Raw genomic sequence first — 15,570 nt, forward strand, 5'->3', positions numbered from 1 at the left:
CCCCAAATATCAAAACTTATGACATAATTAGATGATCTGAATTTTACTGCATAAAGTTATAACTTCTATTCAATTAACGGATAGATTAACTTAATAATAAATAATTATTATGAGGAAATGGGGAGAGATTGAATGGACAAGAAACGAGTGGTTGAAAGATGGTTTAGTGAAGTTTTCACGAAAGGTGATATCAATACATTAAAAGAGATTACTGCACCTGACTTTGTAAGTCATGTTCCAAATCATGACTTCAATGGACATGATGAGTTTATTAACGATTTCATGAAATGGTTTAGAACAGTGTTCACAAATGACGTTTGGAGCATTGACGATTATTTGGAAGAGGATCATAAGGTGGCTGTGAGATATACAGGACACATGACTTACAAAGGTGGATGGGAAGATATTCCTTCCTCTGACCAGCGTGTAAAAGAAACAGGTATGATGATTATTAGATTTGAATACAGTTTGATTAAAGAAATGTGGTGTGAAATGAGCGACCTTGATGTTATGAATCAATTAAAAGATAGAAATAGGCAATAAATTGATCAAGTGATGTCCAAACTACCTAAAGTTATAAAGAAGTCACTAAAAAAGCACCCAGCGGCGGCTGGGTGCTTTCGTTATTTAGGCATTGGTTTTCTCTTTTTGCTTTTTGTTCATCTGCTTACTTCTTAACTGTCCGCAGGCTGCATCAATGTCACTGCCCTGCTCAACACGGACGCCACAATTAATATTGTTTTCAAGTAACGTCTCATAGAAAGTTAAGATATTTTGCTTACTGCTGCGCTCATAAGGATGGTCCGCAACCGGATTATACGGAATTAAGTTCACATAAGATAAGTGGCGTTTATCTTTGAGCAATTCCACTAACTCAAGAGCTTGCTCACGCTGATCGTTCACATCGTGTAGCAGAATATATTCAAACGTAATCCGACGATTTGTCTGCTCCAAGTAATAATCCACCGCATCCATTAATTGTTCAACTGGATAGGCACGATTAATCTTCATTACGCTCGTCCGTAGTTCATTATTCGGCGCATGCAGAGATAACGCTAAGTTGACTTGCAAGCCTTCATCCGCAAAGTCATACATTTTCGGTACGATTCCACTTGTCGAAATCGTAATATGACGCGCACCGATCGATAGACCTTTTTGATCGTTAACAACTTTAATAAAGTCAAGCGTGTTGTCATAGTTATCAAACGGCTCGCCGATTCCCATCACAACAATATGACTGACGCGTTCGCCGTCTCCACGTGCATCTAAGTCATGTTGGACGTTCATGATTTGCTCAACGATTTCTCCACTTGATAAGTCACGGTTCTTCCGTAAAATACCACTAGCGCAGAATGAACAACCAATATTACAACCGACCTGAGTCGTCACACAAACAGATAAACCATAATCAAAACGCATTAAGACTGTTTCAATGTGATTGCCGTCTGGTAATTCAAATAAAAACTTAACCGTGCCATCGACTGATTCTTGTTTGATTGTTTCATTTAGCGACTGAATTTGATAGTGTTCACTTAATAAATCAATTGTAGCCTGGTTTACGTTTTTCATCTCATCAAACGACTTAACGCGCTTTCTATATAACCAATCCCAAACTTGATCAGCGCGGAAACGTTTCTCACCGTTTTCGACCAACCAATTCTGTAATTGTTCTTGTGTTAAACCATAGATTGATGGTTTCATGTTTATACCTCATTTCAAACCTAGTTACTTTGTATATCGTAAGGGATAAAAGCCAATCATTCAAGCTAAAACTATTGACGATTTCATCCAGGTTTGCTATAGAATTATTTCATTTTCTTTGCAGCCGAGCGAAGTGCAAACAACACTAATAGTAATGTAAGCACGCCTGTTACGACATATAACCATAAAAATCGAGCCGTAAATTGCTTTTCACTATCAAGATTGAGTGCCATAACCATCACACGATCTTGGTCTAGCGGCTGATATAACTTACGATAAGATGCACCTTCATGTTCAAAATCAAACGATTGCCTGACATCCTCTTTCATAGCCGCTTCAACATTCGATTCATCTTCCGTGACATCAAGTGTTAAATGACCATATAAAACCGGAATATCCGTTGATGGTTCAATCACCTCATGATCATCACCAGCCAACCATGCAGGGCCATTAAGAACCGCAATCTCTTCAATCACATCATAATTTGCTTCTAAGTGCGAAATCATTTCAGACGGTCCAGACTCAAACGTCATTCTATATATATCTTCATCTTCTATATAAGCATTGACCATGTAATCCGTCGAGCCATCATAATAATAAGCAAACTTATAGTAGAGTCCCTCAAATAACTCCGCTTGTGAAATCGGGCCTACCCAAAAGTTTTCTCTTGCATACCCTTCATCAATGGTCACGGTTTCCCCAGACATCAACTGATCAAACGCCTGATACCAATAACCCCAATCACGAGCGGATAGATCGATCTGTGAGTTGTCGGTCGATTGTGTCACCGTGATATCATTTTCATTTCGTTCCCATAAGGAGATCTCTTTCACTCCCCAATATTCTGCAATGTCTCTAAGTTCGTCTTGTGGGATTTCATCAATACTGCGTCCTCTTAAATCGGTCATAATTCCCTTAGACGATGTATAAAGTCGCTGTTCAATCATGTGTTCAATTGTCTGAGTAGACTCTTGTGACGTTTCCATTGCCGTTCTGACACTATTAAAAGCTGTATTCGCTTGATCTTCTTGGAAAGTTGTGATTCGTGACTGTAAAATTAAAGCTCCTACTAGAAAGGCGACTGTGACTATGACGCCGATGAAAACTCCCATTTTAATAATCGTTCGTTTAGAATTGTGCTTCATTTCAATCTCCTTCACAAACTAGTTCCTATTTAACCAATTTCTATCATAACAAAATCACAGATTAATAGTAGGTTGTATTAAAAATTTTCCAATAAAAAACATGCCGTAACGGTAACGACATGTTTCAGATTAATTTATAAATTTTCAAAGAAAACGCGAATCACATCAGCGCCACCGATAAACGTACCGAGTGAACTACCGATATTCGTTAACACCACAATCAGTAAAATCCGAGTGACTTTGTTTTGCCAAAAGCCTTTTAATGACTGTACGTCTTCTGATAAATTCTCAAAATGTGAGACATTCGGTTTCCGAATCCATGTCTGCATCAATCCTGCAAACCATCCTGCTGCAAGCATTGGATTTAAAGAACTCAACGGTGCGACTAAGAAGGCAGTTATGACTGTTAACGGATGACCCAAAGCAACAGCTGCTCCAATCGCCGAAAGCGAACCATTCCAAATAATCCAGCTTATCGTCTGTTGATACGCCGCTTCAGGATTGTTCATCAATGTATACAAAATAATCGACACAATGACAATCGGAATCGCCCAGCCAATTATTTTAGGCACTTTGGATTTTGGCGGAATCGTTGTTAGTTGCTCCAAGCTCTGCTCACGATGAATTTCCCGCTTCACACCAGGTACGTGTGCTGCCCCTAAGACAGCCACCACCTTTTCACCAGGTGCTTGCTTAATCTTTTCAGCTAAATATTGATCTCGCTCATCAATTAATGGCTTTTTCAAACGCGGAAATGCCTCAGTAAATTCTTGCATGACTGAATTCAGCATATCTTGTTGCTTCATTTTCTCAAGCTCTTCTTCTGAGATCGTCTCACGGTTAAAAATGCTATAAAACACCGACATCATTAATTTCGCACGACCAGAAAAGCCGATACTACGCCATACCCTTGCAAATGTCGTTTGAATATTACGGTCTGCTAAAACAAGTTCAGCTCCTATTTCTTCAGCCGAATCAATTCCTTGCACCATTTCTTGCCCTGGATTAATGCCGAATTGTTTTGCAACACGATTTTGGAATGAAGAAATCATCATATTCATTAATAATAGCGTTGACTTCTTCTCTTTAACAACTTTGAAAATATTCATATTCTTCCACTTGTTTCCCTCACGAACAGATTCATAACGCTGTTCATCGAGTTCCACACAAACTGAATCAGGTTGCTCAGCTTCGATTACGTCTTTGACTTGTTCGGCGCTCTGTTTAGACACATGAGCTGTACCGATTAAGACAACTTCTTTATCATCTAATTGAATTCTCGTTATATTGGCTTCCGTCATCCCGAACTTCCTTTTCAACGAATTTAACTCTACCTTATAGTTTAACATTAATTTATGTTTATTTTCTTAAAGATTTTCTTACAATTTACGAAAAAATACAATCATGATTGATCGTGAGACCCTTATAATCATTAATATCTGCGCACCACTTCTCCATTGTTAAGACTATTCTACAATCAAGAAAAAGGTGTTATAATAATCGCAATGAAACCGCAAACATTACTCTTACAGTAGCCACAGGAGGTCTGACTCATGAAAGTACTCGGCGTTGATATTGGTGGAACGAAAATCCGCTTTGGTATCATTGATGAACAGTTTAATGTTCACCTCGATACGAAAGTTCCAACATCATTCCCACTATACGAAACATTAGAACGCGAGATTTTAACCTTATTACATAATCATCCCGAAATCGAACGAATTGGCATTGGTACCCATGGTTTTGTTGACTCCAAGCGTGGTCGTGTCGTTTATGCCACTGATCTACTACCTGGTTGGTCGAACACAGAGGTGAAATCACAACTCGAAGCAGCCACCAATCGTCCTGTAGCTGTTGATAATGATGCCAATGTTGCTGCGTTAGCAGAGGCAACATTAGGTGCCGCTAAATCTTCAGAACGCTCAGTTTGTTTAACACTCGGCACAGGATTAGGTGGTGGTGTTATTTTAGACAATTGCGTCGTTAGTGGTGGCCCTCATGGCGGCGCTGCTGAAATTGGACATATGATCCTTTATCCACACGGGCATCCATGTCCATGCGGGCGTAAAGGTTGCGCTGAGCAATATGTATCTGGAACAGCACTCAAGCGTCGCATTGATGAAGCTGGATTACCTTATACACCTGAAACGTTCTTCGAAAATATTCAACATGACGAGCAGGCTGAAGCTTTAGTCAAAGCATATACGAGTGACTTAGCTGTTGTCATCAGTTCCTTACAAGCTATCTTTGATATGGATACTGTTGTGATTGGTGGTGGGGTATCCGAATCGGCGAGCTTGTGGTTCGACTATTTGCACGAACACCTTGATCAGCACTTACTCAACCCTATCGAAGTCAAAACAGCACAGTATGAAAATGATGCAGGCATGCTTGGCGCTGCATCACTCGTTTTAGATTTATAAATTTACGATTCAAATCCTGGTTTCTTTAGCAGTTTAAAAATATTTGTCTTATACGCTTCGACACCAGGTTGATCAAACGGATTAATCTCTAACTGATAAGCACTAAAGGCACATGACAACATATAGAAATAAAGCAAGTAGCCTAAGTGATACTCATCTAATTCAGGTATGCGAATAGTCACTTGTGGCACACCACCTGATAAATGCGCTTGTGACGTACCTTGATAAGCCACTAAATTAAACTCATGAAGCGATGTTCCTGCTAAATAATTGAGTTGATCAGCGTCATTTTCTTTTTCGAAAACTTGAAGATCCTCATCGACTTCATCAACAATCATAAACGTTTCAAATAAGTTGCGCTTCCCGTCTTGGATATATTGTCCTAAGGAATGTAGATCAGTTGTATACGTGACAGATACAGGGAAAATACCTTTATGTTCTTTCCCTTCACTTTCACCAAAGAGTTGTTTCCACCACTCTTGTACATATGCTAAGGCTGGTTCGAATGTTGCGAGTACTTCGTTCGTATAGCCTTCTTCATATAAGTGATGACGTAAAGCTGCATATTGTAAAGCTGGATTATCCTGACTAAATTCACTTAATTCAACTTCCGCTGCTTGGCCACCTTCAAGTAGTAACCGAATATCGAATCCAGCAGCTGCAATCGGAAGTAATCCTACGGCTGTCATGACGGAATAGCGACCGCCTACATCATCTGGAACAACGAAACGCTGATAACCTTTTTGAGTCGCCAAATCCAATAAAGCGCCTTTATTCGCATCTGTCGTGACGTAAATTCTTTCTGATGCTTCATCACCGTAACGCTCTTCCATATACTGCTGTAAGAAGCGAAACGCTAAGGCTGGTTCAGTTGTTGTGCCTGATTTAGAAATAACATTTAACGCAACATCACGATCTTCAACATATGCCATCAGTTGTTTAAGATAAGCACCACTCACATGTTGACCAGCAAAAATCACTTCAAACTCTTGATCTTTATTAAAATAAGGACTTAATGCTTCAATTACTGCTTTCGCCCCTAAGTAAGAACCACCAATTCCAATGACAATCAGCACGTCCGCTTGCTGTCGAATTTGTTCAGCTGTTTGTTGAATATGATTAATCCAATCATCTGTTGAACGACTTGGCCAGTCTAGCCAACCTAAAAAGTCATTCCCCTTCCCTTGTTTTTCGTATAAATTATAATGAATGGATTCGAGCCCTTGCCATTTACTTTCCGTTAGAACGTCAGATAAATCGCCTGAATAATTAACTTGTAACATATGTAATCTCCTTTAGGATAATTTAACGCTATTATACCAAAAATATTTCATATCAGCAGTGAAGTTGGTGGTAACGATGGGGTACATTTCATACCTAATTGACTTTTTCCATAATACGGGTTATAATTAATCGTCTTAACAACTATTGATATGAAGAAAAGTTACGTGGCTACTAATAAATGGTGGAAGGCACTTTTTTTCCTCATTTACAATGGGCTACTTTTTTTATGTATACGGATAAAATGAATATTAAATAAACAAAATATTATTAGCTCATTAACAAAGCTATATGGTAAATGACATCAACATTATTGTTAAAGATAAAATTTGAAAGAATCATTTTTAGGAGGAACAAGTTTGAAAACATTTAGTGAATTGAACATTGAAAGCGATGTGCTTAAAGCCATCGAGAATATGGGGTTTGAAACAACAACACCTATTCAAGCAGAAGCGATTCCAACCGCAATCGCAGGAAAGGATTTAATTGGGCAAGCCCAAACCGGTACGGGTAAAACAGCAGCATTTGGTGTACCAATGCTCCAAAAAATTGACCCTAACAACTCGAACATTCAAGGGATTGTTATTGCACCAACTCGTGAATTAGCGATCCAAGTAGGTGAAGAGCTAAACCGTATTGGTCAAAACAAAGGCGTTAAAACAGTACCTGTTTATGGTGGTCAAGATATTAACCGTCAAATTAAAGCATTAAAACGTCGTCCGCAAATCATTGCTGCAACGCCTGGTCGTCTACTTGACCATATTCGACGTAAAACGATTAAGTTGCAAAACATTCATACTGCTGTTCTTGACGAAGCAGATGAAATGCTTAATATGGGCTTCATCGAAGATATCGAAGCGATTTTGGCGGAGATCCCAGCTGAGCACCAGACATTGTTATTCTCAGCCACGATGCCAAAACGTATTCAACTACTAGCTGAGAAATTCATGCAACAACCCGAGATTGTGCGCGTGAAATCAAAAGAGTTAACCGTCGACCATATCGACCAATTTTATTATGACGTGAAAGAAAACCAAAAGTTTGATGTCCTATGCCGTTCATTAGACATTGAATCACCTGAACTAGCGATCGTCTTCGGTCGTACGAAGAAACGTGTTGATGAACTCGTTGAAGGCCTAATGAAACGCGGTTATTCAGCTGAGGGAATTCATGGGGATATTCAGCAATCTAAGCGTGAAAAAGTCATTCGTCGTTTTAAAGAACAAGCGACTGACATTTTAGTGGCAACAGATGTTGCTGCTCGTGGTTTAGATATTTCAGGTGTCACACACGTTTATAACTTTGATTTACCACAAGATCCTGAGAGTTACGTTCACCGTATAGGACGTACAGGACGTGCAGGTGAGAAGGGGAATGCTTATACATTCGTCACACCTCGCGAAATAGATCATTTGAAATCAATCGAAAAGTTAATTAAGCGTCAGATTGACAAAAAGCCTATCCCATCTTATGAGGCTGTATTAGAAGGATTACAAGAAGGTGCAGTTGAACAGTTGCGCCAGGCGATCTGGGCTAATGAAGGCGAAAGCTACCAAGAAGCAGCAAAACGCCTATTATCAGAAGAGGAAGCCGTTGAAATTGTATCATCAGCAATTAAACTTCTAACAAAAGAACCAAGCCAAACACCGGTTAATTTAACAGCTGTTGAACCATTACGCGCGAAAAAAGCTAAAGGTCAACAAAATAACCGTAATCGTGGTGGTCAAGGTTACAAAGGCGGCAACCGTAACCGCAACTATAACCAAAACCGCAATAAGCAACACAATAAACAAGGCGGCCAAAAACGCCAACAACGTAAAAACCAAAACCATTCTTCATAACAAAAAGGTCACCTCGTCTAATTAACTTAGATGAGGTGACCTTTTTTAACGTTTTAAAACAGATGTTAATTCATATTGATCAGATCTTAGTACGATTTGCGAGCATTCTAAAGGAATATCGTATGAATTAAAGGTTTGCTGACTTAAATGAAGCGCTGGATCACCCATCGTTAAATGCAGTAATTTCGCTTCTTCAGCATTTAGAGATTTCGCCGCAAATTTACGCACACCATATGAGATTGGCGAGCTTGAAAACATTTCAATTGATTTAAACAACCCATCTTGATTGAAGTTAGCTCGTTCAATTCCAGGACAGCGATCAACTGCAATCCAACTTTCTATGATCAATGCTGGCTCACCGTCAATTCTTCTCACACGTTTTATATAAAACACTAAATCATACAGACTAATATTAAGATAGTTTTGCACCCATTCTGATGGTTGAACAATTTTTTGTGTAATAATGTCTGTATCAAAATTATAATCTTTCATTTCCATAGCTTCAGCAAAGGAAATCAGTTCTTGCGCAAAGGGATAAGAGATCTTTTGTTGCCTAACATAAGTCCCACTACCCTGCTTTTGCTCTAACAATCCATGCTTCATTAATTTTTGGATTGCTTTTCTTAAGGTACCACGACTAACATCCATCTCTTTAGCCAAGAATTGTTCTGGTGGTAAGCGATCGCCACCTTCCCATGTTCCATTCTCAATTTGTGCAGTCATCCAGGATTCAATCTGTTGATATAGGGGTTTTGATCCTTGCTGTTTTTGAAATTCCATTTCATTTCTCCTCCAAAAATGAAATACAAACGTGTCTTAGCTTTATAGATCTTCTAAAAATCCATCAACAATTCGCAGTAACATGTCATGATCCATATTTAAATCCTTTTGATTCGTCTGATTTAATAAGGCTTTAACATTCGTACGATCAAATGTGATTGATCGGTTTAAATATTGCTTAAACACTTCTAACGGTTGATTAAGACGTTGCTCTTCTTCTGACAATTCATCTTTTTCGTCATAAGACACAATCTTAACTTGATCAAAATCCATGCCCTCTTTAATGGCTGTGAATATTTCACCATTTGTCGGGGGATTGGGGTTTGTCGCATGATAAATCGTTCCTGCTTGGCCATGCGTTAGACTCGCATAGAGTACCCCGATGACAAAATCGACCGGTACCAAATTTGAAACAGTGTCTTCTTCTATTAACAAGTGGAAAATATGGTCATCTGATTTCCGTTGAGCTCGCTTTTTCAATAAATAGACGGTTCGTAAAATGCCATATAAACCAAACGTTGTATCAGCTTCGCCTGATTGAGAATTGCCAATAATAATAGCGGGTCTTACAATCATTGTCTTAAGATTGTCTTGTTCTGCCATCACTTCATGCTCAGCAAAACACTTACTTTCTTCATACGTATTGACGAAAGCTCCGTCTGTTGGATGAAGCGTTTCATAACCTGTTGTTGCCTCACCTAGAGTATAGGCCGTACTCACATGGATGAACGTCTTGACCCCAATCGATTTCGCAAAAGCCAATGCTCGTTTAGTTCCATGTAAATTTATATCAAATACAAGGTCTCGCTCCGCCTCATCAAATGATAAATAAGCTGCTGTATGATATAGCGCATCGATTTGTCCAAGTAAAGTTGCTTTCTTTTCAGGTGTTATACCAAGCTCTTCTTGTAACAAATCCCCTTCGACGACGTGTACTAACTCTTGTTGTTCATCTGTAAGTGATTGATAGAGGGGTTCGAGTTTTTGTCGGTTACGAACTAATAAATAGACATGGTGACGATCATTAACGAGTTTCTGTGTTAATTGTGTCCCTAAAAATCCAGTCGCTCCCGTAATTAAAATATTCATAAATGCGCTCATACCTTCCTTTATTGCTGTCAATCTCTAGTCATAGTGTATATGGTTAATCGACAAAAATCTACCGTGATCAATAAATAATCTTGAACTCATTTCTATTATATAACAAACCACCATGATCTTTCATTTCTAATCGTTCTATTTCGCTTTTTAATCAAGAACCCTGATACATATCCTAAAAGTCTAACCAATAAAATTAACCTCCCAGCAATAGCTGAGAGGTTAAAGTGTTAGATTCAATTAATTATTGTTTTGCTCGTATTCATCTGTAATGACGTCATCAGCAACTTTATTTTCGTCACTAAGGTCTTCAAGTGCTTGATAAATACGTTGACGTTCACGTGGTAATGAACCATCATCGAGTTCTTGATACAGGGCATATATCAAGCTGTACATCATCAGGAACATGATAATCATGAATGGGAAGCCACCAATTAAGGAGGCTGTTTGTAAGGCTTCGAGTCCGCCTGCTGCTAATAGTACAGCAGCGAATAAACCTTCAATAATACCCCAAGTAATACGTAAGCCGATTGGTGGGTTCATGTTACCCTTAGACGTTAACATACCAATGACATACGTACCGGAGTCAGATGACGTAATAAAGAATACCGTTAACGAGATCATCGCAATCACGATTAACACTGACGAGAAAGGGAAGCCTTCTAGCATTGCAAAGAACCCTTGTGCCTCATCTTCCATGACGGCATCCATAATACTATTATTTGTAAAGTGCTCGTTATATAGTGCTGTACCACCAAAGACACTGAACCAGAAAATACTGACAGCCGTTGGTACTAACATAACACCAATTGCAAAGCTACGAATTGTACGACCTCTAGAGACACGGGCAATAAAGGAACCTACGAATGGTGCCCAAGCAATCCACCATGCCCAGTAGAAAATCGTCCAAGCATCATACCAGCCATCTGCACCTTCTCCGGCTGCATCAATTCCGAATGACATAGAGAATAGGTTTTGTAAATAACCACCCGTACTATGTGTCATTGCTTCCAAAATGAATAATGTTGGACCTAAGATAAAGACGAACACTAGTAGCATGCCGGCAACACCTAAGTTAGCCTGACTTAACCACTTAATCCCTTTATCTATACCTGTAGTCGTTGAAAGAATGGCTAATGTTGTCACAACTGCAATAATAACCATCCAAAGACCTGTTTCATTTGGAATACCAAATAAGCGTTCAAAACCACCACCGATTTGCATAACACCTAAACCGAGTGATGTCGAAATACCGAATAGTGTTGAGAACACACCGATAATATTAACTGTATTACCCCAAAAACCATTTAAGTTGTCACGACCAATTAATGGCTCTAGCGCTGAGCTCAATAGCATCGGTAAGTTTTTACGGTAAGAGAAATACGCTAGTGATAATGCTACAACTGCATAAATCGCCCATGGATGTAAGCCCCAATGGAAGAATGAATATTGAAGCGCATCATGAAGTGCTGCAGCTGTACCACCTTCACCGCCGCTTGCCGGCCAATCATAGTGATTAATCGGTTCAGATGCACCCCAGAAAAGTAAACCAATACCCATACCAGCACTGAATAGCATTGCAAACCACGCTGGTGTTGAATACATCGGCTTTTCCTCATCTTCACCCAACTTAATTTCACCTAATGGACTTAAAATTAGGAATACGGTCACAATAATAAAAGCACTCGCGCCTAAAATGAATGACCAACCAAGATATTCGATGATCCATTCATAAGCAGCAGTAATATAAGTATCAAAATCAGGTAAAAATGACCCTGCCAAAACAAATAACAAACCTATTGTGATTGAAATTAAAAATGTTGGTGTTTTGACAGCTTTACTAAAGGATGTAATTCCTTTTGGTTTCGCTGACATAAACTCTCCTCCTTATTAAATTTCGTCTGGTGTCAATGGATTACCTAATATGTCACTTCAAGTATGATATACATATTGATATACCCCTAATTAATGTTATAAAACATTTCTTTTATAAATAATTGCACTGTTCACATACTAGGGAATCCTTGACCAATATTTTGATGGTATACTAGCGACATACGTTCAAAACCTTAACATAAAGAAAAATTTTAAACAACCCAACCTGACATCGCTCAACTATTGTCAACATCATTCAACGGTGAAATTCTCACTCATTCGATAATTTGTTAAGTAATTCGACACCATCTGATTTCATATCAAAATTCATGCAAACTAATTATGAATCCGTTATGCTAGAAGTAACAGGAAGAAAGGGGATTGTCATGCAAGCAGACAATATTCATCATATTCTAAAACATCACCAACCCACATCATTAGGTCCACATAAACCACGTGAGTCAGCTGTCATTTTGCCACTTATTGAAAAAAATGATGGTTTGCATATACTCTTTGAAGTCCGTTCCAAAACCATGAGAACTCAACCAGGTGAGATTTGCTTTCCTGGGGGACGAGTAGATGAAGATGATGACAACACGAATGAGGCTGCTTTACGTGAACTTAATGAAGAACTGGGAGTTGACCAAGATAGGCTTCTTTATACCCAATCACTCGGCTGGATACAGACACCCTTTGGATTAACCGTACATGTTTATGTTGGCCTATTAACAAATACGTCTGAGTCATCATTTGAGCTTAATCCTGGTGAAGTTGACGATGTTTTTACTGTTCCTCTTCACTTCTTTTTACAAAACGAGCCAACTATTCATTATATGAACATGGCGATCGAACCCGACGAGGCGTTTCCAATAAGCGATGTGCCAAATCAGTCACATTATACGAAACAAACTTTTCAAATTGAAGAACATTTTTATTATTACCAAAATCGAGTGATTTGGGGGCTTACAGCAAGGATATTGAAAGAATTCATCCATATCTTGACCTCAGCAGAGACTTGATCTGCAATCATTATAAAAAAGGTATTTAAGGTCACAAATTAAATATAGGATTGATATAATCCCTAATGTCATACGCGTTCCAAATATTAAATACACCTCATCAGATATTTATTTTGCCTTATGTTGTATAATTTATGTATAATAAATATGAGGTGAGAAATTATGTACTCCATTAAAAAAGTAGCAGAGTTAACTGGAATCCAAACAGTCACCATTCGTGCCTGGGAAAACCGTTATCATATTGTCTCACCTTCTAGAAGTGAAGGTGGGCATCGAATATACAGTGACGAAGATGTACAGTTGTTAAAATGGCTTAAATATAAAACCGAATTTGAAAAATATAAAATTAGTGATGCAGTAAGGTTATGGGAAGAACAAGATGGTGAGATAACGCCTGTTTATAACACTCAAAACAGTCAATATTCTGATACGATTTACAAGCTTTATAACCATCTAACACAGTTCAATACAAAAGAAGCTAATGACACCATCAACCTTGCTTTTTCTCAATACGATTATGAAGATGTCCTCCATCATATCTTTGTGCCGATTTTACATCGGATCGGAGATGAATGGGAGAAAGGCGCATTGTCCGTTGCTCAAGAACATTTTGCTTCTGAATTCATCATGCAACGATGTACAGAATTTTTACGAATATTGCCTATTGATCATTCACTACCAAAAGCCCTTGCTTTTACACCTGAACACGAACTCCATCATATTGGCTTACTTATGTTCAGTTTATTTTTACGAAAACAAGGGATGGAAGTACTTTACTTAGGGGCAAATACACCATTAGACCATGTCACACATGTGCTTGAGTCAAATGACATTAAATTAATCGTGACTTCTCTTACGTACCCTGATGATGAGCAACTCAGTAAATTAAAAGAGGGACTCGAGGAATTTATTCATCATGATCCAGAACTGGAAATAGCAATAGGTGGTGCTGGCATCTCTTCTAATACCATGCCACTTTCATCCGATCGTCTTCACCATTTAAATCAGAAGTCCTGGGATACCTGGTTTCAACAAACCATAAAAAAAGTCTGACGCAACCATTTAGTTGTACGTCAGACTTTACTCTAATATTTAGTTTAATACAGGTCTATGATTTAATTTAATACAGGTTCTTTCACTAGCGTCTTCACGCTTTCTTCAATAATCGCTAGACCCTGCTTCAATTCATCTTCACTAATTGTCATGGCTGGGAATAACTTAAATACTTCATCATTCGCACCAGCTGTCTCCATGATTAGTCCGAGTTCAAAGGCTTTAGCTGCCACTTTTTCTGCCATGCCTTCATCTTCGCATGCAATACCAACCATTAAGCCTCGACCTTTTACCGTCCCTTTTAATTCTGGATATTCTTTAACAAGGCGATGTAAGAATTCATGTGTCACATCAACCTTTTGTTTAATCGATGCTTCGAATTGGTCATCTTTCCAATAATCAAGTGCGGCTGTTGCTGTCACAAACGCATGATTATTACCACGGAAAGTTCCATTGTGTTCACCAGGTTGCCAAATATCAAGTTCAGGCTTGCTTAACATAATCGCTAGTGGTAAGCCGTAACCACTTAATGATTTCGATAAGCAGACAATATCAGGGTCAATTCCTGCTTCTTCAAAACTGAAGAATGTGCCTGTACGCCCAATTCCTGCTTGAATATCATCAACGATTAAGAGAATATCCCAACGTTTACAAATCTCATCTAATTTCTTCAACCATTTAAAGCGCGCTGCGTTAATACCGCCTTCACCTTGCACTGTTTCGACGATCATCGCCGCTGGAATATCAACGCCACTACCACCGTTTTCTAAGAAACGCTCTAAATATTCTAATGTCTCTAAGTCTTCACTTATGAAACGATCATATGGCATTGTTACAGCGTGCTCAAGTGGCACACCTGCACCTTTACGCTTCATCGCATTACCTGTCACTGACAGTGAACCAATTGTCATACCGTGAAAACCGTTCGTAAAACTAATGACATCAGTGCGGCCTGTTACCTTACGTGCTAGTTTTAAGGCACTCTCTACAGCATTTGTACCAGTCGGACCTGGGAACATCATCTTATAATCCATTTTACGCGGCTTTAAAATGATGTCATTAAATGCTTCAATAAATTGACCTTTTGCAGTCGTTGCTTTATCCAATGAATGTGTAATGCCGTCTTGTTTAATGTAATCAATCAAAGCATCTTTCATATGCTCATCATTATGACCGTAATTCAATGCACCAGCACCTGAGAAAAAGTCAATATATTCTCTTCCTTGTTCATCCCACATTTTAGAACCTTTAGCTTCATGAAAAACCGTCGGAAAACTACGGCAATAACTGCGCACCTCTGATTCGTATTTTTCAAAAATGTTCATATCTGTACGTGTCACAATCAAATCCCCCT

At 38.7% G+C, this 15,570-nt stretch carries 13 protein-coding genes; 5 read left to right on the plus strand and 8 right to left on the minus strand.

Features of this window, described 5'->3' with window-relative positions; translation table 11 throughout:
• The first annotated feature begins 132 nt into the window (after positions 1-132).
• Complete coding sequence (locus tag FHR85_RS04045; protein ID WP_167261357.1) at positions 133-543, plus strand: ester cyclase; 411 nt, start codon at positions 133-135, stop codon at positions 541-543.
• A gap of 84 nt (positions 544-627) precedes the next feature.
• Here FHR85_RS04045 and rlmN read toward each other — a convergent pair whose 3' ends face one another.
• The 3 genes from rlmN to FHR85_RS04060 form a co-directional block, all read right to left on the minus strand.
• Positions 628-1,701 (minus strand): dual-specificity RNA methyltransferase RlmN, encoded by a 1,074-nt coding sequence (gene rlmN, locus FHR85_RS04050; protein ID WP_167261359.1) that lies wholly within the window; start codon positions 1,699-1,701, stop codon positions 628-630.
• A gap of 104 nt (positions 1,702-1,805) precedes the next feature.
• A complete protein-coding gene (locus tag FHR85_RS04055) occupies positions 1,806-2,846 on the minus strand; it encodes a hypothetical protein (RefSeq protein WP_167261361.1) in 1,041 nt (346 codons plus the stop codon).
• A gap of 134 nt (positions 2,847-2,980) precedes the next feature.
• A complete protein-coding gene (locus FHR85_RS04060; RefSeq protein ID WP_167261363.1) occupies positions 2,981-4,147 on the minus strand; it encodes a TraB/GumN family protein in 1,167 nt (388 codons plus the stop codon).
• A 252-nt stretch (positions 4,148-4,399) separates the two neighbouring features.
• Here FHR85_RS04060 and FHR85_RS04065 point away from each other — a divergent pair, with 252 nt between their 5' ends.
• Positions 4,400-5,269 (plus strand): ROK family protein, encoded by an 870-nt coding sequence (locus tag FHR85_RS04065; RefSeq protein WP_167261365.1) that lies wholly within the window; start codon positions 4,400-4,402, stop codon positions 5,267-5,269.
• A gap of 2 nt (positions 5,270-5,271) precedes the next feature.
• Here the strand turns inward: FHR85_RS04065 and FHR85_RS04070 are convergent, their stop codons facing one another.
• Positions 5,272-6,552, minus strand: coding sequence for a glucose-6-phosphate isomerase (locus FHR85_RS04070; protein WP_167261367.1), 1,281 nt, complete (start codon positions 6,550-6,552; stop codon positions 5,272-5,274).
• Between the two features lie 357 nt (positions 6,553-6,909).
• Between FHR85_RS04070 and cshA the strand changes: the two genes are divergently transcribed.
• The gene (cshA, locus tag FHR85_RS04075) at positions 6,910-8,391 is read left to right on the plus strand and encodes a degradosome RNA helicase CshA (protein WP_279588345.1); all 1,482 of its coding nucleotides are present in this window, start codon (positions 6,910-6,912) and stop codon (positions 8,389-8,391) included.
• Between the two features lie 45 nt (positions 8,392-8,436).
• Here the strand turns inward: cshA and FHR85_RS04080 are convergent, their stop codons facing one another.
• The 3 genes from FHR85_RS04080 to FHR85_RS04090 form a co-directional block, all read right to left on the minus strand.
• Complete coding sequence (locus FHR85_RS04080) at positions 8,437-9,171, minus strand: GntR family transcriptional regulator (protein WP_167261369.1); 735 nt, start codon at positions 9,169-9,171, stop codon at positions 8,437-8,439.
• A gap of 42 nt (positions 9,172-9,213) precedes the next feature.
• Positions 9,214-10,260 carry an SDR family oxidoreductase gene (locus tag FHR85_RS04085; RefSeq protein ID WP_167261371.1) on the minus strand — a complete coding sequence of 349 codons (1,047 nt, stop codon included), beginning with the start codon at positions 10,258-10,260 and terminating at the stop codon, positions 9,214-9,216.
• A gap of 249 nt (positions 10,261-10,509) precedes the next feature.
• Positions 10,510-12,144 carry a BCCT family transporter gene (locus FHR85_RS04090; RefSeq protein WP_167261373.1) on the minus strand — a complete coding sequence of 545 codons (1,635 nt, stop codon included), beginning with the start codon at positions 12,142-12,144 and terminating at the stop codon, positions 10,510-10,512.
• 386 nt (positions 12,145-12,530) lie between these two features.
• Here FHR85_RS04090 and FHR85_RS04095 point away from each other — a divergent pair, with 386 nt between their 5' ends.
• The gene (locus tag FHR85_RS04095; RefSeq protein WP_167261375.1) at positions 12,531-13,163 is read left to right on the plus strand and encodes an NUDIX hydrolase; all 633 of its coding nucleotides are present in this window, start codon (positions 12,531-12,533) and stop codon (positions 13,161-13,163) included.
• Positions 13,164-13,325: 162 nt separating this feature from the next.
• Positions 13,326-14,216 (plus strand): MerR family transcriptional regulator, encoded by an 891-nt coding sequence (locus FHR85_RS04100; protein WP_167261377.1) that lies wholly within the window; start codon positions 13,326-13,328, stop codon positions 14,214-14,216.
• A 62-nt stretch (positions 14,217-14,278) separates the two neighbouring features.
• Here the strand turns inward: FHR85_RS04100 and ectB are convergent, their stop codons facing one another.
• Positions 14,279-15,556 (minus strand): diaminobutyrate--2-oxoglutarate transaminase, encoded by a 1,278-nt coding sequence (ectB, locus tag FHR85_RS04105; protein WP_341770927.1) that lies wholly within the window; start codon positions 15,554-15,556, stop codon positions 14,279-14,281.
• Between the last annotated feature and the right edge of the window lie 14 nt (positions 15,557-15,570).

The organism is Alkalibacillus almallahensis (genome assembly GCF_011761495.1).
GTDB classification, from domain to species: Bacteria; Bacillota; Bacilli; order Bacillales; family Alkalibacillaceae; genus Alkalibacillus; species Alkalibacillus almallahensis.